This is a genomic window from Pseudomonas sp. fls2-241-TYG-175 (assembly GCF_030209155.1).
In the GTDB taxonomy this organism is placed as follows: domain Bacteria; phylum Pseudomonadota; class Gammaproteobacteria; order Pseudomonadales; family Pseudomonadaceae; genus Aquipseudomonas; species Aquipseudomonas viridiflava.
Window position 1 is genome coordinate 16,433 of sequence record NZ_JARVSO010000020.1, and the last position, 21,908, is coordinate 38,340.

The following is a 21,908-nucleotide window of genomic DNA, read 5'->3' on the forward strand; positions in this document are numbered from 1 at the left end:
TCAGGCAACATTACCTGATCACATTGGCGCGCTACCAGACTAACATCACACCCAATGACCCTGGCGGCAGACATTTCGACCAGGGCAACGTCAAAGACCATTCATGCTTCATGGGGTTTTCTTGAGATTTCTTTGCGCATCCAGCCACCTGCCGGAATCACAGAGCCGGGGGTTCGAGCTGGAAGACTACAAGCTTCTGGCGATACGCCGACAAGGCGAGGTTTTCATCTACAAAAACCGCTGCCCGCATCGCGGCATCCCTCTGGAAAGGCAGCCCGACCAGTTTTTGGACAGCAGCGCCAGCCTGATCCAGTGCGCCACCCACGGTGCACTGTTTCTGATCGAGAATGGCGAATGCGTGGCCGGCCCCTGCGAAGGTCAGTCACTGACCGGACTCGATTGCCATGAAGATGCGCAGGGCATCTGGGTAACGCTGCCCGAAGACGACCTGCGGGACTGAGCACCCGATCATCGCTGGCTTATTCCAGCCATTGCACCCGCAAGGGCCGGTCGATACGTACTTCCTGCGGATCCAGCTGCACGCCGTAGGCCAGAACCTCGACACCGGCATCCATCGCGTCCTTCAACGCCAGCGCATAAGCGGGATCAATCTCCTGCGCCGGTCGCACCGATTCGATCCCGGTGAGGTTGACGCAATACAGCAGGACCGACCGCACGCCATCGCGTGCCAAAGCCGCCAGTTCGCGCAGGTGACGCGCTCCACGTTGTGTCACGGCATCAGGAAACGCCGCGACAGCCGACCCGTCAAAGCCGAGGGTGACGCTTTTTACTTCCAGATACACAAAACCGTCGGGATACTCGAGACGGAAATCGACCCGGCTTTTTTCCTGCCCATACGCCACCTCGCGCTTGAGCGCAGTGAAACCGTCGAGCTCACTGATCACTCCAGCGCGCAAAGCTTCCTCCACCAGGGTGTTGGCGCGCCCGGTATTGATGCACGCGAAACGGCCCTGCGGCGTTTCACTGATTTCCCACGTTCCCGGCAATTTGCGCTTCGGATCATTGGAGCGACTGAACCAGACTCGCCCTCCCGGCATCATGCAATTGAGCATCGAGCCGGTGTTGGGGCAATGAATGGTCAACAGCTCGCCGCTTTCGGTCTCGATATCGGCCAGGAAACGTTTGTAGCGAACAATCAGGCGACCCTGCTCCAGCTCAGGCGAAAACCGCATCAGGCGCTCCAGCTGCGCAGGCCGCGGGCGATGCGCTCGACAGCCTCCTGCAATCTGGACAGGCTCTGGGTGTAGGCAAAGCGCACATGATGCCCGGCCAGATGACGACCAAAGTCCAGCCCGGGCGTGAACGCGACATGTTCGGTTTCAAGGAAGTGTCGACAGAAAGCAAAGGCATCACCACCGAAGGCGCTGATGTCGGCATACAGGTAAAACGCGCCCTCAGGCTCGACAGCAATACCAAAACCCAACTCCCGCAAGGCAGGCAGCAGGAAATCCCGACGGCGACCGAATTCTGCACGGCGCTGCTCGAGAATCTCCAGCGTCTGCGGTTCGAAGCAGGCGAGCGCCGCGTATTGCGCCATGCTGGGCGCACTGATGTAGAGGTTCTGAGCCAGCTTTTCCAGGTCGCCAACCGCGTCTGCCGGCGCGACAAGCCAACCCAGACGCCAGCCGGTCATGCCGAAGTACTTGGAAAAACTGTTGAGCACAAAGGCGTCATCATCGACTTCAAGCACGCTGCTGGCGTCCATGCCATAGGTTAGGCCGTGGTAAATCTCGTCAACCACCAGATGCCCGTTGCGCGCCTTCAGGGTCTGCGACAGAGCGGCCAGTTCATCGCGATGCAACAGGGTACCGGTGGGATTGGCGGGCGATGCCACCAACGCACCGACACTGTCGTCATTCCAGCATCGTTCGACCAGTTCGGGCGTCAGTTGATAGCGCTCCTGCGGGCCGACCGGCACCAGTTGGGCGCCACCTTCGACCAGACGCAGAAAATGCCGATTGCACGGATAACCCGGGTCGGCAAGGAGCCAGTGCTTGCCCGGATCCACCAGCAGACTGCTGGTCAGCAGCAGCGCACCCGAACCGCCCGGCGTGACCAGAATTCGCTCGGGATCGATTTCAACCTGATAACGCTGGGCATAGAAACCGGAAATCGCCTCACGCAACTGGGGCAGCCCACGGGCGGCGGTATAGCGTGTCTTGCCGTCTGCCAGGGCCGCTTGGCCGGCCGCAATAATGGGTGCGGCCGTAGTGAAATCCGGCTCGCCTATTTCCAGATGGATAACGTCGTGACCCGCCGCCTGCAGTTCATTGGCACGCGCCAGCAGCGCCATGACATGAAACGGTTCGATGGCGCGACTGCGCGCACTGTAAGGCTGGGCCATGGGTCTTCCTTTATGACGAAGGCTTCTGGAAATGTGATTGTCACGACAGAGGAGCACGATTCTACCCACCCTGCGCCAGCGGTACCCTAAATGATCTTGCAGGGCGTATCGATAAAGCCGGAAGAAAAGAAAGCTACGACGGCCGTCCAGAGCTAGAGTTCATTTAAGGTAAAGGCAGTTTCGTTCCGGTCGCCTCTGCAAGCAGACCGCTTCGTCATGCTCGACAACCGGGAGTAGCGCACTCCGATTTGATCTGGTAAGTTCGCCCGCTTGCAGCTGCAGGGCCGACGGGTGTCGGTGATGGAACAATCCTGCGCAATAGATTAGAAGAGTGAGAGGCGGTCCATACATGCCCACCCCAGAAAAGCAACAGAACCATCTAATCAGCGGCTTTTCACCCTACGTTCCGACGAAGGATGAAGAGTACATGAGCGAGCCTATGCGCGCGCACTTCACCAAGATCCTGAACAAGTGGAAACAGGACTTGATGCAAGAGGTCGACCGCACGGTGGACCACATGAAGGACGAAGCTGCCAATTTCCCTGACCCGGCGGACCGCGCCAGTCAGGAAGAAGAGTTCAGCCTTGAACTTCGCGCCCGTGATCGCGAACGCAAACTGATCAAGAAGATCGACAAAACGCTGCAACTGATCCTTGACGAAGAGTATGGCTGGTGCGAATCCTGCGGCGTCGAGATCGGCATCCGCCGCCTCGAAGCCCGCCCGACTGCGGATCTGTGCATCGACTGCAAGACGCTGGCGGAAATCAAGGAAAAACAGGTCGGTAAGTGACCTGCAGGACCTGCCTTGAATAAAAAAGACGCTTCGGCGTCTTTTTTTTGTTTTTACGGATCAGGAAGTCGCTTTTGATCGCGCACATCGCTCTACGTGGAGATGCAGCTCGCCTCACGCTTGCTCGCCAAAGCTGCGCACCAGTAACATCCGGCCCATGAAAAAATCTGCCTACATCGGGCGCTTTGCGCCTACGCCCAGTGGTTATCTGCATTTTGGTTCGCTGGTCGCAGCGCTTGCGTCCTATCTCGACGCGCGCGCAGCAGGCGGAAAGTGGCTGATGCGCATGGAAGATCTGGATCCGCCCCGTGAAGTGACCGGTGCGCAAGCCGCCATTCTCGAAACACTGGAACGTTACGGTTTCGAGTGGGACGGCGAGCTGGTCCGTCAGAGCGAGCGCCACGACGCCTACGCCGCCATTATCGATCGCTGGTTCAGCCATGGCCTGGCCTACGCCTGCACCTGCTCACGCAAACAACTCGAAGAATATAACGGCGTTTATCCCGGCCTGTGCCGCAACGCAGGGCATTCGCCCGACAATGCCGCCATCCGTATTCGTGTGCCTGAACTGGAATATCGCTTCGAAGACCGGGTGCAAGGCACGTTCCGCATGCACCTGGGCAATGAAAGCGGAGATTTCGTGATTCGCCGCCGGGATGGCCTGTACGCCTATCAACTGGCAGTCGTCATCGACGATGCCTGGCAAGGCGTGACGGATATCGTGCGCGGCGCGGACCTGCTGGACTCGACTCCCCGCCAGTTGTATCTGCAGGAGTTGCTGGGCATTCCTGAGCCGCGCTACCTGCACGTGCCGCTGATTACCCAACCGGACGGCCACAAGCTCGGAAAATCCTATCGCTCGCCGCCCTTGCCTGCCGATCAGGCCACGCCCCTGCTGCTGCGTGCCTTGCGTGCGCTGGGTCAGCCCACCGATTCGCAGTTGATGTACGCAACAGCGCACGAGGTGCTGGCCTGGGGCGTCGAGCACTGGAACCCGGACCTTATCCCCAGGCTGCACAACATTGAAGAAGCCCGGATAGACTGAGCCAGAGCGGTTGCTGAAAACTACTGCTTATGGCTACTTGCAGCTTGTCGCGCATCCGTTACCATGCCGCTCCTCATCTACCAGCGCAGGGAGACCAGATGTACATATACCGGTTGGTTTTGCTTCTGGTGGTAGGTATTTACCTTTTCTCCCCGGCCATCATGGACTGGTGGATCGACGCGACAGGTGCCTGGTACCGGCCTTATCTGCTTTGGCTGATCCTGATCGTGGTGACTTTCATTCTGCAGAGCCAGCGAGATGCCGATGAGCTTTAGCCTGACGCAGATGTTGCTGGTGAGCGCCGGCTATCTGCTGGTGCTGTTTGGTGTTGCCTGGGTCAGCGAGCGCGGCCTGATTCCGCGCGCAATCATTCGTCATCCACTGACCTACACCCTGTCGTTGGGCGTCTATGCCAGTGCCTGGGCGTTCTACGGCACGGTCGGGCTGGCCTATCAGTACGGCTATGGCTTTCTGTCCAGCTACCTCGGTGTGTCCGGTGCATTCCTGCTGGCACCGGTGCTGCTTTACCCGATTCTGAAGATCACCCGTACCTACCAGCTGTCATCACTGGCCGACCTGTTCGCGTTCCGCTTCCGCAGTACCTGGGCGGGCGCGCTGACCACGGTGTTCATGCTGATTGGTGTGCTGCCCTTGCTGGCGCTGCAGATTCAGGCGGTTGCCGACTCGATCAGCATCCTGACGCGCGAGCCGGTGCAGGACCGTGTGGCCGTGGCGTTTTGCGCGATCATCATGCTGTTCACGATCTTCTTCGGCTCACGGCACATCGCGACGCGTGAAAAACATGAGGGGTTGGTGTTCGCCATCGCCTTTGAATCGCTGGTCAAACTTATCGCTCTGGGCGGCGTTGGTCTGTATGCGCTGTACGGCGTGTTCGATGGCCCGCAGCAACTGGAACTCTGGCTGCTGCAGAATCAGACCGCCCTGGCTTCGCTGCACACACCGCTGCAGGAAGGTCCGTGGCGCACGTTGCTGCTGGTGTTCTTCGCCTCGGCGATCGTGATGCCGCACATGTACCACATGACCTTCACCGAAAACCTCAACCCGCGCTCGCTGGTCAGTGCAAGCTGGGGCCTGCCCTTGTTCCTGCTGCTGATCAGCCTCGCCGTCCCGCTGATTCTCTGGGCCGGACTCAAGCTCGGCGCGACGACCAGCCCCGAATACTTCACCCTCGGCATCGGCATGGCCGCCAACAAGCCGGCCCTCGCGCTGCTCGCCTACATTGGCGGTCTGTCAGCGGCCAGCGGACTGATCATCGTCACCACGCTCGCGCTGTCGGGCATGGCGCTCAACCATCTGGTGCTGCCGCTTTACCAGCCTCCGGCTGAAGGCAACATCTATCGCTGGCTGAAATGGACCCGACGCGGGCTTATCGTGGCGATCATCGCCGCAGGCTATGGCTTCTACCTGATGCTCGGCGCCCAGCAGGATCTGGCCAATCTGGGCATCGTGGCCTTCGTTGCGACGCTGCAGTTTCTGCCAGGCGTGCTGTCCGTCCTGTACTGGCCGACTGCGAACCGGCGCGGCTTTATTGCAGGGCTGCTGGCCGGGATCGCGGTCTGGGTGGTGAGCATGCTGTTGCCGCTGATCAGCAACCTGCAGGGCTTCTACATTCCGCTACTGAACATGATCTACGTGCTGGACGACACTAGTTGGCACATGGCGGCCATCGCGTCCCTGGCCGCCAACGTGCTGTTGTTCACCCTGGTGTCGCTGTTCACCAATGCCAGCGCCGAAGAAGTCAGCGCCGCCGAAGCCTGCGCAGTCGACAACGTGCGCAGGCCGCAACGCCGCGAACTGCACGCCGTATCGCCACAGGAGTTCGCCACGCAACTGGCCAAGCCGCTGGGCGCGAAGGCGGCGCAGAAAGAAGTCGAACAGGCCCTGCGCGATCTGTATCTGCCTTTCGATGAACGCAGGCCTTACGCCTTGCGGCGTCTGCGCGACCGGATCGAGGCTAATCTGTCCGGCCTGATGGGCCCCAGTGTCGCTCAGGACATGGTGGAGACGTTTCTGCCGTACAAATCGGGCAGCGAAAAATACGTCACCGAAGATATCCATTTCATCGAAAGCCGGCTTGAGGATTACCACTCGCGCCTGACCGGTCTCGCTGCCGAGCTCGATGCGCTGCGCCGCTACCATCGCCAGACCCTGCAGGAACTGCCGATGGGCGTGTGCTCGCTGGCCGAGGATCAGGAAATCCTGATGTGGAACCGGGCCATGGAAGAGTTGACCGGCATCGTCGCGCAGCGCGTCGTGGGTTCGCGCCTTGAAACCATTGCCGAGCCTTGGAAAGGCCTGCTGACCGGCTTCGTCAGCGTGCCTGACGAACACTTACACAAGCAGCGCCTTGGCCTGGACGGGCAGACCCGCTGGCTCAACCTGCACAAGGCGGCCATCAACGAGCCGCTCGCTCCGGGCAACAGCGGTCTGGTACTGCTGGTCGAAGACCTGACCGACACTCAGATGCTTGAAGACAAGCTGGTGCACTCGGAACGACTGGCGAGCATTGGCCGACTGGCGGCAGGTGTCGCCCACGAGATCGGCAATCCGATCACCGGTATTGCCTGTCTGGCGCAGAACCTTCGGGAAGAGCGTGAAGAAGACGACGAGCTGAAGGAAATCAGCAGCCAGATTCTCGAACAGACCAAACGCGTGTCGCGTATCGTGCAGTCGCTGATGAGCTTTGCCCACGCAGGCGCTCATCAGCACAGCGACGAAGCCGTCTGTCTGGCCGAAGTGGCTCAGGATGCCATCGGCCTACTGGCACTGAACAGACGCAATTTCGAAGTGCAGTTCTACAACCTGTGCAACCCCGAACACTGGGTCGATGGTGACCCGCAACGGCTTGCGCAGGTGCTGATCAACCTGCTGTCCAATGCGCGCGATGCTTCGCCTGCGGGCAGTGCGGTCAGGGTCAAGAGTGAAGCATCCGAACACACTGTGGATTTGATCGTCGAGGACGAAGGCAGTGGAATATCCAAGGCAATCATGGACCGATTGTTCGAGCCATTCTTCACCACCAAGGACCCCGGTGAAGGAACAGGACTGGGGCTTGCGCTGGTCTATTCCATCGTTGAAGAGCATTATGGACAAATCACCATCGACAGCCCGGCCGACCCCGAGCACCAGCGTGGTACCCGTATCCGGGTGACTCTGCCACGCCATGTCGACGCGACGTCCACCGCGAACTGAGACCGTCGAGAGAACTGAATCAATGCCGCATATTTTGATCGTCGAAGACGAAACGATTATCCGCTCAGCCCTGCGTCGCCTGCTTGAACGCAATCAGTATGAAGTCAGTGAAGCCGGTTCTGTTCAGGAGGCTCAGGAACGTTTCAGCATCCCGTCCTTTGACCTGATCGTCAGTGACCTGCGGCTGCCGGGCGCGCCCGGTACCGAGCTGATCAAGCTGGGCGAAGGCAAGCCGGTGCTGATCATGACCAGCTACGCCAGCCTGCGCTCGGCAGTCGACTCGATGAAAATGGGTGCGGTGGATTACATCGCCAAGCCCTTTGATCACGACGAAATGCTTCAGGCCGTGTCGCGCATCCTGCGCGACCGCCAGACGGTCAGCAGCCTGCAGGCCGAACGCAGCGCCATGGGTAAGGTGAGCAGTGCCGAAAAAGGTACGGCGCCGAACAACAATGGCGAGATCGGCATCATCGGCTCGTGTCCGCCGATGCTCGATCTTTACAGCAAGATTCGCAAAGTCGCGCCGACCGATTCCAACGTGCTGGTTCAAGGCGAGTCGGGCACGGGTAAAGAGCTGGTCGCCCGCGCCCTGCACAACCTGTCGCGCCGCGCCAAGGCTCCGATGATTTCCGTCAATTGTGCAGCCATTCCAGAGTCGCTCATCGAGTCCGAGCTGTTCGGCCACGAGAAAGGCGCGTTCACCGGTGCCAGCGCCGGGCGTGCCGGTCTGGTGGAAGCGGCGGATGGCGGCACACTGTTTCTCGACGAGATCGGCGAACTGCCGCTTGAAGCCCAGGCGCGCCTGTTGCGCGTCCTGCAGGAAGGCGAGATTCGTCGGGTTGGCTCAGTGCAGTCGCAAAAGGTCGATGTGCGACTGATTGCAGCCACTCACCGGGACCTCAAGACCCTGGCCAAGAACGGCGAATTCCGTGAAGACCTTTTTTATCGCCTGCACGTCATCGCCCTCAAGCTTCCGGCGTTGCGCGAGCGTGGCAGCGATGTGCTCGAAATCGCCCACGCCTTTCTGGCACGTCAGAGCGCCAAGGTCGGCCGTAACGACCTGAAGTTCGCACCTGATGCCGAGCAGGCGATTCGTCACTACAGCTGGCCGGGCAACGTCCGGGAACTGGAAAACGCAGTAGAGCGTTCGGTGATTCTCTGCGAGAACCCGGAGATCACCGCCGACCTGCTGGGTATCGACATCGAGCTGGACGGTCTGGGTGACGATGAGTACATGGGCCTTGCGCCGCTGCCCAGTGGTTCGACCTCCGGCAGCAGCGAGCCGACCGAGGACCTGTCACTCGAAGATTATTTCCAGCATTTCGTTCTGGAACATCAGGACCATATGACCGAAACCGAGCTGGCTCGCAAACTCGGGGTCAGCCGCAAGTGCCTGTGGGAACGTCGTCAGCGCCTGGGGATACCCCGTCGCAAGGGTGTAACCAGCGAAACCTGACACCTTGCGCGAGGCTCTGGCACGCGGTGCTCAGGGCTTTGCGCAAACTGTTACCCTCCTCGTCTCACGTAACAGAAGCCGGGTCTTACGGTAACGAAGTCCCGGCTTTTTTATGCCTGCCGTTCCCGACAAAAGCCAGCGAAGCCCCGGTTTACGGGGCTTTTCAAAAGTTGGCACAGGTCCTGCTATATCTCTTGTACAAGAAGAACAACAAGCAGCACGACACCCATAACAAGAACAATACGAATCGACTCACGCATAACAAGAACAACACGGCGGAGGCGCAGCTAACTGATTCTTTTGGAGAGGAGTTGTATTTGGGGCTTGCCCCGCAACCAGGCCGAGAACAACAAAAACTACCCTTAGGTAGAGCCTGAACTGGTTGGATCGAATGATCATTGCAACGCAGCGACCAAAGCAATCCGTTTGCTCTTGACTCCCGATTGGGAGGTTTCACAGACGAAAGTCTCGTGAATGGGCACTCAACAAAAACAAGAAGCCCTAACAGAAAATAATAATAAAGAGCACACACTTTGGGGGAGCTTCGGCTCCCCCAGTAGCTTCCAGAGTAAAACCCGGCCGCACTTTCCCCGCCTTCAGCGACAGCTTCCTACACCATCCCTCGACTAAATGCTAGAATCCCCGCCCATCATGCGGTCATTCCACGTTTTTGGCCGAATATTCCTTCAAACAGTGCATCCCATGCTGAAGAAGCTGTTCCAGTCATTTCGCTCTCCACTGCGCAAGCCGCAGCAACACACGCGCACCACGCCTGAAGTGCTCAATAGCGGCCAGCATTCGCTGCAGCGCGGTCAATTCAGTCGCTACGCCGTCAATATCGTCGAGCGCCTGCAGAACGCAGGCTACCAGGCCTATCTGGTCGGTGGCTGCGTCCGTGACATGATGCTCAATATCACGCCCAAGGATTTCGACGTCGCCACCAGCGCCACGCCGGAACAGGTGCGTGCTGAATTTCGCAACGCCCGCATCATTGGCCGCCGGTTCAAGCTGGTCCATATCCACTTCGGTCGAGAAATCATCGAAGTAGCAACGTTCCGCGCCAATCATCCACAGGATGACGAAGAGGAGGACAGCAATCAGTCCTCGCGCAACGAAAGCGGGCGCATCCTGCGCGACAACGTGTACGGCACCCTTGAAGAGGACGCCCAGCGTCGCGACTTCACGATCAATGCCCTGTATTACGACCCGGTTACCGAACGCGTGCTGGATTACGCCAACGGCGTACACGACATCCGCAATCGCCTGATCCGCCTGATTGGCGATCCCGAGCAGCGCTACAAGGAAGACCCGGTGCGCATGCTGCGCGCCGTGCGTTTCGCCGCCAAGCTGGATTTCGGCATTGAAAAGCACAGCGCCCTGCCGATTCGTCCTCTGGCCGCCATGCTGCGTGATATTCCGTCGGCGCGCCTGTTCGAAGAAGTGCTCAAGCTGTTTCTTTCCGGTCATGCCGCGTCGACGTTCGAGATGCTGGTGGATCTGGAGCTGTTCGAACCGCTGTTCCCGGCCAGCTCCAAGGCGCTGGAATACAACCCGACCTACACGCACACACTGATCAGCAACGCCTTGATCAACACTGATCTGCGCATCAAGCAGAACAAGCCGGTCACTCCGGCCTTCCTGTTTGCCGCCCTGCTCTGGCCCGCCTTGCCTGCCAAGGTGCTGCGCGCCCAGGAGCGCGGCATGCCGCCGATCGCCGCGATGCAGGAAGCGGCACACGAACTGATCATCGAGCAGTGCCAGCGCATCGCAATTCCGAAGCGCTTCACCCTGCCGATCCGCGAGATCTGGGACATGCAGGAGCGCCTGCCACGTCGCTCCGGCAAACGCGCCGACCTGCTGCTCGACAACTCACGCTTCCGCGCCGGTTACGACTTCCTGCTCCTGCGCGAATCAGCAGGCGAACAGACTGATGGTCTGGGCCAGTGGTGGACCGATTATCAGGAGTGCAATGAAAGCGAGCGCCGCGACATGATTCGCGACCTGAGTGGCAAGCCTGAAGCCGCCGGGGCCGCGCCGCGCAAACGTCGTCGCACCAGCGGCGCGAAGCGCAAGCGCAACGGTGCCGAGACATCCGGCGGTGAGTAACACGTTGTTCAAAACCGAACGCGTCTTTATCGGCCTGGGCAGCAACCTTGCAGACCCGGCCGAACAACTGCGCAGCGCCCTCAAGGCACTGGAGCAGTTGCCGGGCAGCCAACTGGCGGGCGTCTCATCGTTTTACGTCAGCGACTCGCTGCTCCCCGGCCAACCGCGCTTCACCAACGCGGTCGCCGCACTGGACACGTCCCTCGCCCCGCTGGTCTTGCTCGACGCGCTTCAGTCCATCGAGCTGGATCAGGGCCGTGAGCGCCACGAACGCTGGGGCCCGCGCACGCTGGACCTGGATATCCTGCTGTTCGGCAACCACCTGATCGACGAACCCCGTCTCAAGGTGCCGCATTACCACATGCAGGAAAGACCGTTCGTGCTGTACCCGCTGGCCGAACTGGCACCTGGGCTGATCCTCGCAGACGGTCGCGAACTGGGTCAGTTGCTGAATAATTGCCCGTTCGTTGGCCTGGAACGTTTGCCCGCTCAGGCGTAGTGTCCTCCTGCCACCCGTTACCCTTGCTGTAACCGCTCCGGCAAACGGTAACACCCGCAATTGACTTCACGCCCCCTCCTCACGAAGATAGGCCTCCCGCCGCCACCCCGGTGTCGAACGGGCGCGAAACAGGCCTTTGCAAAACACCGCGACACGACGGTGTGCCTGCTTTTCCAGGATGACTCTCACGCGCTGAGTGCCGCAGTTTTCAGCGCCTGATGGAGGACTTTACATGCCGAACATAACCGTTACGTCGCTGCTGGGTATGAAACAGAAAGGTGAAAAGATCACCATGCTGACCTGCTACGACGCGACCTTCGCCCACGCTGCCAGTCAGGCGGGCGTCGAAGTGCTGCTGATAGGTGACTCGCTGGGCATGGTCCTGCAGGGTCATGACAGCACGCTGCCTGTTACCACTGCGGAAATGGCTTACCACGTCGCCTGCGTCAAACGCGGCAACCAGGGTGCGCTGATCCTCGCTGACCTGCCGTTCATGGCCAACGCCACCCTCGACCAGACCTTTATCAACAGCACCACGCTGATGCAGGCCGGTGCGCACATGGTCAAGGTCGAAGGCGCTGCCTGGCTGGCCGAGTCGATCCGTTTGCTGGCAGAGCGCGGTATTCCGGTCTGCGCCCACATGGGCCTGACGCCACAGTCGGTGAATGTGCTGGGCGGTTACAAGGTGCAGGGTCGCCTGGAAACACAGGCACGCCAGATGCGTGCCGATGCCATTACGCTGGAACAGGCCGGTGCGGCGATGATTCTGCTCGAATGCGTGCCGAGCGAATTGGCAGAAGAAATTACCCACGCGGTGAAGATCCCGGTCATCGGTATAGGCGCAGGCAGCGCCACCGACGGTCAGGTGCTGGTGTTGCACGACATGCTCGGCCTGTCCATCACCGGACGAGTGCCCAAGTTCGTGAAGAACTTCATGGTCGGTCAGCCTGATATCCAGTCGGCCATCCAGGCGTACGTCAGCGCCGTCAAAGACGTCAGCTTTCCAGCTATCGAACACGGATTCTCGGCATGATCACAGTCTCAACCGTTTCGGAACTGCGCGCAGCGGTCGCCAATGCACGCCGTGAAGGCAAACGCATCGGCCTGACGCCGACCATGGGCAACCTGCACAGCGGCCATGCCGCACTGGTCACTCGAGCGACTCAGTGCGCAGACTTTGTGGTCGCGACCATCTTCGTCAATCCTTTGCAGTTCGGCGCCAACGAAGACCTGGCCACCTACCCGCGCACCCTGGCGGCAGATCAGGAACGCCTTCAGGAAGCAGGCTGTGACCTGCTGTTCACGCCCACCGTTGAAGAGATGTACCCCAACGGCATGGGCGGGCAGACGCTCGTCAGCGTGCCGCTTGTTTCCGAAGGCCTGTGTGGCGCAAGTCGCCCCGGCCATTTCGACGGCGTCGCAACCGTTGTCAGCAAGCTGTTCAACATGGTCCAGCCCGATGTTGCGGTGTTCGGCGAAAAGGACTTTCAGCAACTGGCCGTGATTCGCGCCATGGTCCGCGACCTGAACATGCCGATCCAGATCATCGGCGAGCCGACAGTACGTGCCGACGATGGTCTGGCGCTGTCCTCACGCAACGGCTACCTGAACGAAGAACAACGTGCCGCTGCGCCCGCGCTCTACCGCGTGCTTCGCCAGATTGGCGAGGCGATCACCGCTGGCGAACAGGATTTCGACGGCCTGCTGCAACGCAACAGGCAACAACTGGAAACCTCAGGCTTTCGCATCGACTATCTGGAAATACGCGAGGCCACCGGTCTGCGACCGGCCACAGTGCAGGATCGCGACCTGGTCGTCATAGCCGCCGCGTTCATGGGCAAGACCCGCCTGATCGACAATCTGCACCTGATCAAGGAATAACAACAAGATGCACACCGTGATGCTCAAAGCCAAACTGCACCGCGCCGAAGTCACCCATGCGGTGCTCGACTATGAAGGCTCATGCGCCATCGATGGCGAGTGGCTGGACCTGTCGGGGATTCGTGAGTACGAACAGATCCAGATCTACAACATCGACAATGGCGAACGCTTCACCACCTATGCCATTCGCGGTGAAGAAGGTTCGCGCATGATTTCGGTGAACGGCGCCGCAGCGCACAAGGCGAAAGTCGGCGACCGGGTGATCATTTGCGCCTACGCTCATTATTCGGAAGCAGAACTGGTCAATTTCAAGCCACGCATGCTGTACATGGCGCCGGGCAATGAACTAAGCCACACCAGTAATGCCATACCCGTACAGTTTGCGTAACCGATTGCCGACAGCATTCAACTGAAAAGCCCGCCCGTTGTGTGAGAAATAGTACCGGGCTTACGTACGGCAAAGCGCAGACAAACAGGTAGACGAGGGCGTAGTCTGCGTAATGTGGCCAATGGGTCAAATCGCAACCTCGCTCCATAAAGCCCCAGAAGATCCAGTTAAGGAAACCCGCAGCGATGGCGTACTACCGCACTCCTTCCGATGTGACCGCTCTGCCCGCCTGGCAGGCGTTGAGTGAACACCGCAAAGCCATGCAGGATTTCAGCATGCGCGAGGCGTTCAATGCAGATCCCCAGCGCTTCAGTGAATTCACCCTGAGCAGTGCTGGCCTGTTCCTCGACTACTCGAAAAACCTGATTACCACCGAAACGCGTGACCTGCTGGTAAGCCTGGCCAATGAAGTGGGCCTGAAAGACGCGATCAAGGCACAGTATGACGGCGAGCTGGTCAACTCCTCCGAAGGCCGCCCTGCCCTGCACACGGCACTGCGTCGTCCTGTCGGCGACAAGCTGAAGGTCAACGGGGTTGATGTCATCCCGGATGTACACCGCGTGCTCAACCAGATGACTGAACTGGTCGGCCGCATCCACGACGGTCTGTGGCGCGGCTACACCGAAAAGCCGATCACTGACGTGGTCAATATCGGCATCGGTGGCTCCTTCCTCGGCCCGGAGTTGGTCTCCGAAGCACTGGTTGCCTACGCCCACAAAGGCGTACGCTGCCATTACCTGGCGAACATCGACGGCAGTGAGTTCCACGAGCTGTCGATGAAGATTCGTGCAGAAACCACGCTGTTCATTGTTTCGTCGAAGTCGTTCAACACCCTCGAAACTTTGAAGAACGCTCAGGCTGCACGCGCCTGGTATCTGGCGCAGGGCGGCTCCGAAGCGGAACTGCATCGTCACTTTATCGCGGTCTCCAGCAACAACGCTGCCGCTGTGGCCTTCGGTATTCGTGAAGAAAACATTTTCCCCATGTGGGACTGGGTCGGCGGTCGCTACTCGCTGTGGTCGGCGATCGGTCTGCCGATTGCACTGGCAATCGGCATGTCCAACTTCAAGGAACTGCTGTCCGGTGCCTACACCATGGACCAGCATTTCCAGAGCGCGCCGTTCGAGAAGAACATGCCGGTGCTATTGGCCTTGCTGGGCGTCTGGTACGGCAATTTCTGGAATGCGCAGAGCCATGCGATCCTGCCGTATGACCACTACCTGCGTAACATCACCAAGCATTTGCAGCAGCTGGACATGGAATCCAACGGCAAGAGCGTGCGCCAGGATGGCACGCCAGTCTCTACCGACACCGGCCCGGTCATCTGGGGCGGCGTGGGCGCCAACGGTCAGCACGCGTATCACCAGCTGCTGCATCAAGGCACTCAGATGATCCCGGCCGACTTCATTGTGCCGATCGTCAGCTTCAACCCGGTTTCCGACCACCATCAGTGGCTGTACGCCAACTGCCTGTCGCAAAGCCAGGCCCTGATGATGGGCAAGACCAAGTCCGAGGCCGAAGCCGAACTGCGCGAAAAAGGCATGGCCGAAGACGAAGTGCAGAAGCTGGCACCGCACAAAGTCATCCCTGGCAACCGTCCGAGCAACACGCTGGTCGTCGAACGCATCAGCCCACGTCGTCTCGGCGCGCTGGTCGCGATGTATGAGCACAAGGTGTTCGTGCAAAGCGTGGTCTGGGGCACCAACGCCTTCGACCAGTGGGGCGTCGAGCTGGGCAAGGAAATGGGCAAGGCGGTCTACCATCGCTTGACCGGCGGCACCGAAGAGCCGGCTGATGATGCTTCGACCCAGGGCCTGATCAACTACTTCCGCGGTCGTCACCGCGGTTGATGCACCCTGTCTGATCCGATCGTGCTCATGCTCTGCGTGAGCACGATCAGCCTGCCATACCTCTCTACGCATTGAACCCCTCTCCCCACGCATGACTCCCATTTCTGTGGATCACAGAATAAGGAAGCCGTCATGTTCGATATCAGCGCTTTCCCCAAGGCCGACGCGGTGCGCAAAAATGCGCAGCTCAGCGAAGCCGACTATCAACGTCTCTATCGCCAATCGATCGATCATCCCGAAGAGTTCTGGGCCGAACAGGCCAACGCCTTTCTCGACTGGTCAGCCCCCTGGAGCCAGGTGCATCAGGCTGATCTCGCCACGGGGCACGCCACCTGGTTCAAGGACGGCAAGCTCAACGTCAGCCACAACAGCATCGACCGCCACTTGCCGGATCGAGCCGATCAGATCGCGATTATCTGGGAAGGCGACAACCCTTCCGAATCAGCCGAAATCACCTACAGCAAACTGCACCACCACGTTGCCCGGCTGGCGAACGTGCTGAAGATGCGCGGCGTGAAAAAAGGCGACCGTGTGTGCATCTACATGCCGATGATCCCCGAAGCCGCCTACGCCATGCTGGCCTGCGCGCGCATCGGCGCTGTGCATTCGGTCGTGTTTGGCGGCTTCTCGCCCGATGCGCTGCGTGACCGGATTCTCGACGCCGACTGCCGCACCGTGATTACCGCCGACGAAGGCATTCGTGGCGGCAAGTACATACCGCTCAAGGCCAATGTCGATCAAGCGCTGCAAAGTTGTCCCGATGTCAGCACGGTGCTGGTTGTCGAGCGCACCCAAGGCGAGATCGACTGGGTAAAAAACCGTGACATCTGGTATCACGAAGCGATTCACGGCGTTGGCCATGACTGCCCGCCGGAACAGATGGACGCTGAAGATCCACTGTTCATTCTGTATACCTCCGGCAGCACGGGCAAACCCAAGGGCGTGCTGCATACGACTGGCGGCTATCTGTTACAGGCAGCCATGACGCACAAGCACGTCTTCGATTACCGGGACGGCGAGGTGTTCTGGTGCACGGCGGATGTCGGCTGGGTCACTGGGCACAGTTACATCGTCTACGGGCCGCTGGCCAATGGCGCGACCACATTGATGTTCGAGGGCGTTCCCAACTATCCCGATGCATCGCGTTTCTGGCAGGTCATCGACAAGCATCACGTGAATATTTTCTACACGGCACCCACTGCCCTGCGAGCGCTGATGCGTGAGGGCACGGGACCGCTGCAAGGATCATCCCGCGAGAGCCTGCGATTGCTGGGCAGTGTCGGCGAGCCGATCAACCCGGAAGCCTGGGAATGGTATTTTCATCAGGTCGGCAAACAACGTTGCCCCATCGTCGATACCTGGTGGCAAACCGAAACCGGCGGCATCATGCTCACGCCTCTCCCCGGCTTCAGCCGGATCAAACCGGGCTGCGCCACCGCACCGCTGTTCGGGGTGCAGCCAGTGTTGCTCGACGAGCAAGGCAAGGAAATAGACGGACCCGGCAGCGGCCTGCTGGCAATCAAAGCGAGCTGGCCGGGGCAGATTCGCAGCGTGTACGGCGATCCGCAGCGCATGATCGATACCTATTTCAAACCCTTCCCCGGCTACTACTTCACCGGTGACGGCGCGCGACGTGACGCAGACGGCGATTACTGGATCACCGGCCGCGTGGACGACGTGATCAACGTCTCGGGGCATCGCATCGGCACGGCTGAAGTCGAAAGCGCGCTGGTCCTGCACGACAACATTGCCGAGGCTGCGGTCGTGGGTTATCCCCACGACGTAAAAGGCATGGGCATCTACGCCTTCGTCACGCCCATCAATGGGATCGACCCCAGTGATGATCTGAAAAAGGAATTGCTCGGTCATGTGAGCAAGGAGATCGGCAGTTTCGCCAAACCTGATCATGTGCAATGGGCATCAGCGCTGCCGAAAACCCGCTCGGGCAAGATCATGCGCCGCATTTTGCGCAAGATTGCCTGCAACGAACTCGACAGCCTTGGGGATACGTCTACCCTGGCAGATCCGGGCGTGGTTGAGGACCTGATCGACAAACGCTTGAATCGCTGACGCGCACAAGGCATGGTCAGCGCCGCGCATGCAGTATTAATCCTGAGGGAACATGGAATTCATTCGCAGTCGTATCGAAGCTCAGGTGATCAATCTGACCGGCCTGTCACTGGGCCAGCTGGACCTGGAAAACCCCAAGGGCGACCCAGGTCTGTTCGGCCCGCAGGCTGTCTGCTGGAAAGTGCACGGCGACTTCACCAGCATGCTGGTCGGCGGTATCAGCGCACTGATGCTGCAGGCGCTGCATCCACTGGCACTTGCCGGCATCTGGGACCACTCCAACTTTCGCGATGACATGCTCGGTCGTCTGCGACGCACCGGACAGTTTCTGTCGGGCACGACCTTTGGCTCGACTCAGGACGTCAACTGGCTGATAGAAAAAGTGCGCACCATCCATCTGCAAATCACTGGAACCGCCCCCGACGGCCGACCCTATGCAGCCAGCGATCCGGCTCTGCTGACCTGGGTGCACGTAGCCGAAGTCAGCAGTTTCATGGCGGCGCATCTGCGCTATGTCGACCCGCTGCTTTCAGTGGCCGATCAGGACACCTACTACGCCGAGACCGCTGTGGTTGCCGAGCGGCTTGGAGCACAGGACGTACCGCGCTCACACAACGCGATTACCGACTACCTTGTCAGGGTTCGCAAAGACCTTGTATGCGACGAGCGCAGCCGGGAAGTGCTGCGACTGCTGCTGGACGCGCCAGCGCCGAACTGGCTGGCCAAGCCTTTTGGCGTGCTGATGATGCAGGCTGGTATCGAGCTGCTGCCAATATGGGCCAGCGACATGCTGGATGTTCCTCAGGGACCGGTGAAACGAAAGATGATCCGTTCAGGGGTAAATACCTGCGCACCTGTTTTGCGCTGGGCAGTGCGCGATGGCTCCTCCCATAGAGCCAGGCGACGAATGGGGCTCTGATCGAGGCGAAAAAGTGACCGCCGAGTTCGCAGTTGGAAGGTTGATCCCCATCTGTGACACCATGAGCCACGTGATCACGGCAGCCCCAACCGATCGGCTCGCCATCCAAAAACAATGAGGATCCGCACCATGCAAGACGTCGTTATCGTTGCCGCCACCCGCACTGCCGTGGGCAGTTTTCAAGGCTCTCTGGCCACTGTCCCCGCTGTCGATCTGGGCGCTGCGGTCATTCGCCAGCTTCTGCAACAGACCGGCGTGGACGGTGCGCAGGTCGATGAGGTCATCATGGGCCAGGTGCTCACTGCCGGTGCCGGTCAGAACCCGGCGCGTCAGGCGGCTATCAAGGCCGGTCTGCCCTTCGCCGTACCGGCCATGACCCTGAACAAGGTCTGCGGCTCGGGTCTCAAGGCACTGCATCTGGCGACCCAGGCAATCCGCTGTGGCGACGCTGAAATCATCATTGCCGGCGGTCAGGAAAACATGAGCCTGGCCAACTACGTCCTGCCCGGTGTGCGCACCGGTCTGCGCATGGGCCACGCCACAATGATCGACACCATGATCAGCGATGGCCTCTGGGACGCCTTCAATGACTATCACATGGGCATCACTGCCGAAAATCTGGCTGAAAAGTACGAGATCAGCCGTGAGGCGCAGGATGCTTTCGCCGCGTCATCCCAGCAGAAAGCGATCGCTGCCATCGAAGGCGGACGCTTTGTCGATGAAATCACCCCGATCCTGATTCCGCAGCGCAAGGGCGATCCGCTGTCCTTCGCCACCGATGAACAACCACGCGCTGGCACCACCGCCGAAGCGCTGGCCAAGCTCAAGCCTGCGTTCAAGAAAGACGGGACGGTAACGGCCGGTAATGCGTCGTCGCTGAACGATGGCGCGGCGGCGGTCATGCTGATGAGCGCCGCAAAGGCTGAACAACTGGGCCTGCCTGTACTGGCGCGAATTGCAGGTTACGCCAACGCTGGCGTAGACCCGGCGATCATGGGCATCGGCCCGGTCAGCGCCACCCGCCGCTGCCTGGACAAGGCAGGCTGGACGCTGGAGCAACTGGACCTTATCGAAGCCAACGAAGCCTTCGCAGCGCAATCGCTGTCGGTCGGCAAGGAACTGGGCCTGGATCCCGCGAAGCTCAACGTCAACGGCGGCGCCATCGCCCTCGGCCATCCCATCGGCGCATCAGGCTGCCGCGTACTGGTCACCCTGTTGCACGAAATGATCAAACGCGACGCCAAAAAGGGTCTCGCGACTTTGTGCATTGGTGGCGGTCAGGGTGTGGCGCTGGCGTTATCGCGTTGAACGCAGCGAGGTAAAAGCAGCGCAAGCTTCGTGGTGATCACATTCAGAAAAACGTTGCTCTCGGGCTTTCGGAATCATGGGCTAGTGTTTAGCGCTTGACCCGTACCTGAGGGCAACGGAATGCCTGTTCGTGCTGAATCGCGACGCTTACGCAAGGGGCGGTACTCGGAAGCTGGCCAGATTTATCTAGTGACCTCGGTGGTCAGAAAGCGTGAACCCGTGTTCAAGGATTTTGGTATTGGCCGTCTGTTCGTACGTGAACTACGACGCTGCGAAGAACAGAAACTTGCAAAGACATTGGCCTGGGTTGTAATGCCTGATCACTTTCACTGGCTTTTTTGAGCTTCAAGACAGAAATCTGTCCCAAGTGGTGCAGCAATTAAAGGCGCGAAGTTCAATTGCAGTGGGGAAATCAAGGCTTAAGCAGACACCTTTATGGCAGCCTGGCTACCACGATAAAGCAATCCGCAAGGAGCAGGACGTCGTTGGAATTGCGCGTTACGTTGTGGCAAACCCATTGCGCGCTGGTCTGGTCACCAAGCCGGGCGATTATCCGTTGTGGGATGCAATCTGGATTTAAAGGAATTTAGTGCATTTCAACGTGGGATGCGGACTTGTCCGCGAAGGCGGTATTTCAAGCGATGCATCCTCGGCGTCTGCCCCGACGTCTTCGTGGACAAGTCCACTCCTACCTTTGGAATGCATTCTCAACGTGGGATGCGGACTTGTCCGCGAAGGCGGTATTTCAAGCGATGCATCCTCGGCGTCTGCCCCGACGTCTTTGTGGACAAGTCCACTCCTACCTTTGGAATGCATTTCAACGTGAGATGCGGACTTGTCCGCGAAGGCGTCGTTTGCAGCGATGCATCTCCAGACTGCCAGTAACTGGTAAACTCCCGCGCCTCATTCCATCCAGCCCGAGGCGCGTTGTATGTCTTCCTTGAATCAGGCGCTCAGCGTCGCCCTCGATAATCGTCAGCGCCTGCTGGGCGAGCTTCATGAGCAAGGGACCGATTGTTATCGTCTGTTCCATGGCAGCCAGGAGGGTGCGAGCGGCCTGACCATCGACCGTTATGGCCCGCAGCTGCTGGTGCAGAGCTTTCACACAGGGCTTGATCGCGAAGCGCTGCTTGAGCTGCATGCACAGGTCAACCGTCATCTGGGGCTGGAAACACTGCTGGTCTATAACGATCGTTCGCAGGGCAATTCGCGTATTGATCGTCAGGACGCCGTCTACAAGGCCGATGATGCCGCGCTTGAAGATCAGGTCGGTCACGAGTGGGGCTTGAATTATCGGGTCCGTGGTCGTCATGCCGGGCAGGATCCGCTGTTGTTTCTCGACCTGCGCAACACCCGCGGCTGGGTCAAAGCGCACAGCGCGGGCAAGAGCGTCCTGAACCTGTTCGCTTACACCTGCGGCGTCGGCCTGAGCGCCGCGGCCGGTGGTGCGAGCGAGGTGTGCAATCTGGATTTTGCCGAGGGCAATCTGGCCGTCGGCCGCGAGAATGGCGCGCTGAATCCGCAACTGCCGACCATGCAGTTCATCCAGTCAGATTACTTTCCGGCAATCCGCCAGCTGGCCGGTCTTCCGGTTTCGGCGCGACGCAGCCAGAAACTGCCTGAATACATCAAGCTGCAGCCGCGCCAGTACGATCTGGTGCTTCTGGATCCGCCTGCCTGGGCCAAGAGTGCATTCGGCACTGTCGACCTGCTGCGCGACTATCAGAGCCTGCTCAAGCCTGCGCTGTTGAGCACCGCAGATGACGGCGTGCTGATCTGCTGCAACAACCTGGCGAAGGTCAGCATGGAAGACTGGCGCGAACAGGTGCTGCGCTGTGCCACCAAGGCAGGTCGTCCGGTGCGCGAGTGGCAGGTGATGAAGCCTGCCGAGGATTTTCCGTCGATGGATAATCAGCCGCCCCTGAAAACCCTGATCCTCCAATTCTAGATCGCCGGAATACCAGAAACTTCCTACGAGCAAGGTCGGCAGTGGCTTGGGAACCGAACAGGCATGCCAT

General features: G+C 59.7%; 18 protein-coding genes and 1 pseudogene. 17 read left to right on the plus strand and 2 right to left on the minus strand.

Going from position 1 to position 21,908, the window contains the following annotated elements; all coding sequences use genetic code 11:
• The first annotated feature begins 121 nt into the window (after positions 1 to 121).
• A complete protein-coding gene (locus QRN20_RS15085; RefSeq protein WP_122412341.1) occupies positions 122 to 460 on the plus strand; it encodes a Rieske (2Fe-2S) protein in 339 nt (112 codons plus the stop codon).
• A 19-nt stretch (positions 461 to 479) separates the two neighbouring features.
• Here the strand turns inward: QRN20_RS15085 and sfsA are convergent, their stop codons facing one another.
• Complete coding sequence (sfsA, locus tag QRN20_RS15090; RefSeq protein WP_088235937.1) at positions 480 to 1,193, minus strand: DNA/RNA nuclease SfsA; 714 nt, start codon at positions 1,191 to 1,193, stop codon at positions 480 to 482.
• Entirely contained in the window at positions 1,193 to 2,365 is a 1,173-nt protein-coding gene (locus tag QRN20_RS15095; RefSeq protein WP_122412229.1) for a pyridoxal phosphate-dependent aminotransferase, read from the minus strand. The genes sfsA and QRN20_RS15095 overlap by 1 nt, the downstream gene beginning before the upstream one ends.
• 349 nt (positions 2,366 to 2,714) lie before the next feature.
• Here QRN20_RS15095 and dksA point away from each other — a divergent pair, with 349 nt between their 5' ends.
• The 16 genes and pseudogenes from dksA (at position 2,715) to QRN20_RS15175 (ending at position 21,838) form a co-directional block, all read left to right on the plus strand.
• Positions 2,715 to 3,155 carry an RNA polymerase-binding protein DksA gene (gene dksA, locus QRN20_RS15100; RefSeq protein ID WP_004879927.1) on the plus strand — a complete coding sequence of 147 codons (441 nt, stop codon included), beginning with the start codon at positions 2,715 to 2,717 and terminating at the stop codon, positions 3,153 to 3,155.
• Between the two features lie 157 nt (positions 3,156 to 3,312).
• Positions 3,313 to 4,200 (plus strand): tRNA glutamyl-Q(34) synthetase GluQRS, encoded by an 888-nt coding sequence (gluQRS, locus tag QRN20_RS15105; RefSeq protein ID WP_122412230.1) that lies wholly within the window; start codon positions 3,313 to 3,315, stop codon positions 4,198 to 4,200.
• Between the two features lie 98 nt (positions 4,201 to 4,298).
• Complete coding sequence (locus tag QRN20_RS15110; protein WP_004879930.1) at positions 4,299 to 4,475, plus strand: hypothetical protein; 177 nt, start codon at positions 4,299 to 4,301, stop codon at positions 4,473 to 4,475.
• Entirely contained in the window at positions 4,459 to 7,413 is a 2,955-nt protein-coding gene (locus QRN20_RS15115) for a sensor histidine kinase (RefSeq protein ID WP_088235940.1), read from the plus strand. Before QRN20_RS15110 ends, QRN20_RS15115 begins: the two co-directional genes overlap by 17 nt.
• 22 nt (positions 7,414 to 7,435) lie before the next feature.
• A complete protein-coding gene (locus tag QRN20_RS15120; protein WP_029244477.1) occupies positions 7,436 to 8,869 on the plus strand; it encodes a sigma-54-dependent transcriptional regulator in 1,434 nt (477 codons plus the stop codon).
• Positions 8,870 to 9,571: 702 nt separating this feature from the next.
• Positions 9,572 to 10,975 carry a polynucleotide adenylyltransferase PcnB gene (locus tag QRN20_RS15125; protein WP_058431528.1) on the plus strand — a complete coding sequence of 468 codons (1,404 nt, stop codon included), beginning with the start codon at positions 9,572 to 9,574 and terminating at the stop codon, positions 10,973 to 10,975.
• Complete coding sequence (gene folK, locus QRN20_RS15130; RefSeq protein WP_122412232.1) at positions 10,968 to 11,474, plus strand: 2-amino-4-hydroxy-6-hydroxymethyldihydropteridine diphosphokinase; 507 nt, start codon at positions 10,968 to 10,970, stop codon at positions 11,472 to 11,474. The genes QRN20_RS15125 and folK overlap by 8 nt, the downstream gene beginning before the upstream one ends.
• Before the next feature lie 232 nt (positions 11,475 to 11,706).
• On the plus strand, positions 11,707 to 12,507 hold the full coding sequence (gene panB, locus QRN20_RS15135) for a 3-methyl-2-oxobutanoate hydroxymethyltransferase (protein ID WP_004879941.1): 801 nt from the start codon (positions 11,707 to 11,709) through the stop codon (positions 12,505 to 12,507).
• Positions 12,504 to 13,355, plus strand: a complete 852-nt coding sequence (gene panC, locus QRN20_RS15140; RefSeq protein WP_122412233.1) for a pantoate--beta-alanine ligase — start codon at positions 12,504 to 12,506, stop codon at positions 13,353 to 13,355. Before panB ends, panC begins: the two co-directional genes overlap by 4 nt.
• A gap of 7 nt (positions 13,356 to 13,362) precedes the next feature.
• Positions 13,363 to 13,743: an aspartate 1-decarboxylase gene (gene panD / locus QRN20_RS15145; RefSeq protein WP_025996635.1), complete on the plus strand. Its 381-nt coding sequence runs from the start codon at positions 13,363 to 13,365 to the stop codon at positions 13,741 to 13,743.
• A gap of 185 nt (positions 13,744 to 13,928) precedes the next feature.
• Entirely contained in the window at positions 13,929 to 15,593 is a 1,665-nt protein-coding gene (gene pgi / locus QRN20_RS15150; RefSeq protein ID WP_004879949.1) for a glucose-6-phosphate isomerase, read from the plus strand.
• 132 nt (positions 15,594 to 15,725) lie between these two features.
• Positions 15,726 to 17,663, plus strand: a complete 1,938-nt coding sequence (gene acs, locus QRN20_RS15155; protein WP_122412234.1) for an acetate--CoA ligase — start codon at positions 15,726 to 15,728, stop codon at positions 17,661 to 17,663.
• A 52-nt stretch (positions 17,664 to 17,715) separates the two neighbouring features.
• Positions 17,716 to 18,582, plus strand: coding sequence for an oxygenase MpaB family protein (locus tag QRN20_RS15160; protein ID WP_058431524.1), 867 nt, complete (start codon positions 17,716 to 17,718; stop codon positions 18,580 to 18,582).
• Between the two features lie 129 nt (positions 18,583 to 18,711).
• On the plus strand, positions 18,712 to 19,890 hold the full coding sequence (locus QRN20_RS15165) for an acetyl-CoA C-acetyltransferase (protein ID WP_285360689.1): 1,179 nt from the start codon (positions 18,712 to 18,714) through the stop codon (positions 19,888 to 19,890).
• A gap of 120 nt (positions 19,891 to 20,010) precedes the next feature.
• A pseudogene (locus tag QRN20_RS15170) lies at positions 20,011 to 20,470 on the plus strand (REP-associated tyrosine transposase).
• 351 nt (positions 20,471 to 20,821) lie between these two features.
• On the plus strand, positions 20,822 to 21,838 hold the full coding sequence (locus QRN20_RS15175) for a class I SAM-dependent rRNA methyltransferase (protein WP_122412235.1): 1,017 nt from the start codon (positions 20,822 to 20,824) through the stop codon (positions 21,836 to 21,838).
• The last annotated feature ends 70 nt before the right edge of the window (positions 21,839 to 21,908 follow it).

Bases quoted from the DNA above. Each gene is read 5' to 3' on its own strand.
- QRN20_RS15110 (WP_004879930.1), top strand. From the start codon at position 4,299: ATGTACATATACCGGTTGGTTTTGCTTCTGGTGGTAGGTATTTACCTT.
- QRN20_RS15125 (WP_058431528.1), top strand. From the start codon at position 9,572: ATGCTGAAGAAGCTGTTCCAGTCATTTCGCTCTCCACTGCGCAAGCCG.
- gluQRS (WP_122412230.1), top strand. From the start codon at position 3,313: ATGAAAAAATCTGCCTACATCGGGCGCTTTGCGCCTACGCCCAGTGGT.
- panD (WP_025996635.1), top strand. From the start codon at position 13,363: ATGCACACCGTGATGCTCAAAGCCAAACTGCACCGCGCCGAAGTCACC.
- dksA (WP_004879927.1), top strand. From the start codon at position 2,715: ATGCCCACCCCAGAAAAGCAACAGAACCATCTAATCAGCGGCTTTTCA.
- pgi (WP_004879949.1), top strand. From the start codon at position 13,929: ATGGCGTACTACCGCACTCCTTCCGATGTGACCGCTCTGCCCGCCTGG.
- QRN20_RS15160 (WP_058431524.1), top strand. From the start codon at position 17,716: ATGGAATTCATTCGCAGTCGTATCGAAGCTCAGGTGATCAATCTGACC.
- panB (WP_004879941.1), top strand. From the start codon at position 11,707: ATGCCGAACATAACCGTTACGTCGCTGCTGGGTATGAAACAGAAAGGT.
- QRN20_RS15120 (WP_029244477.1), top strand. From the start codon at position 7,436: ATGCCGCATATTTTGATCGTCGAAGACGAAACGATTATCCGCTCAGCC.
- QRN20_RS15165 (WP_285360689.1), top strand. From the start codon at position 18,712: ATGCAAGACGTCGTTATCGTTGCCGCCACCCGCACTGCCGTGGGCAGT.
- sfsA (WP_088235937.1), bottom strand. From the start codon at position 1,193: ATGCGGTTTTCGCCTGAGCTGGAGCAGGGTCGCCTGATTGTTCGCTAC.
- acs (WP_122412234.1), top strand. From the start codon at position 15,726: ATGTTCGATATCAGCGCTTTCCCCAAGGCCGACGCGGTGCGCAAAAAT.
- QRN20_RS15115 (WP_088235940.1), top strand. From the start codon at position 4,459: ATGCCGATGAGCTTTAGCCTGACGCAGATGTTGCTGGTGAGCGCCGGC.
- panC (WP_122412233.1), top strand. From the start codon at position 12,504: ATGATCACAGTCTCAACCGTTTCGGAACTGCGCGCAGCGGTCGCCAAT.
- QRN20_RS15175 (WP_122412235.1), top strand. From the start codon at position 20,822: ATGTCTTCCTTGAATCAGGCGCTCAGCGTCGCCCTCGATAATCGTCAG.
- QRN20_RS15095 (WP_122412229.1), bottom strand. From the start codon at position 2,365: ATGGCCCAGCCTTACAGTGCGCGCAGTCGCGCCATCGAACCGTTTCAT.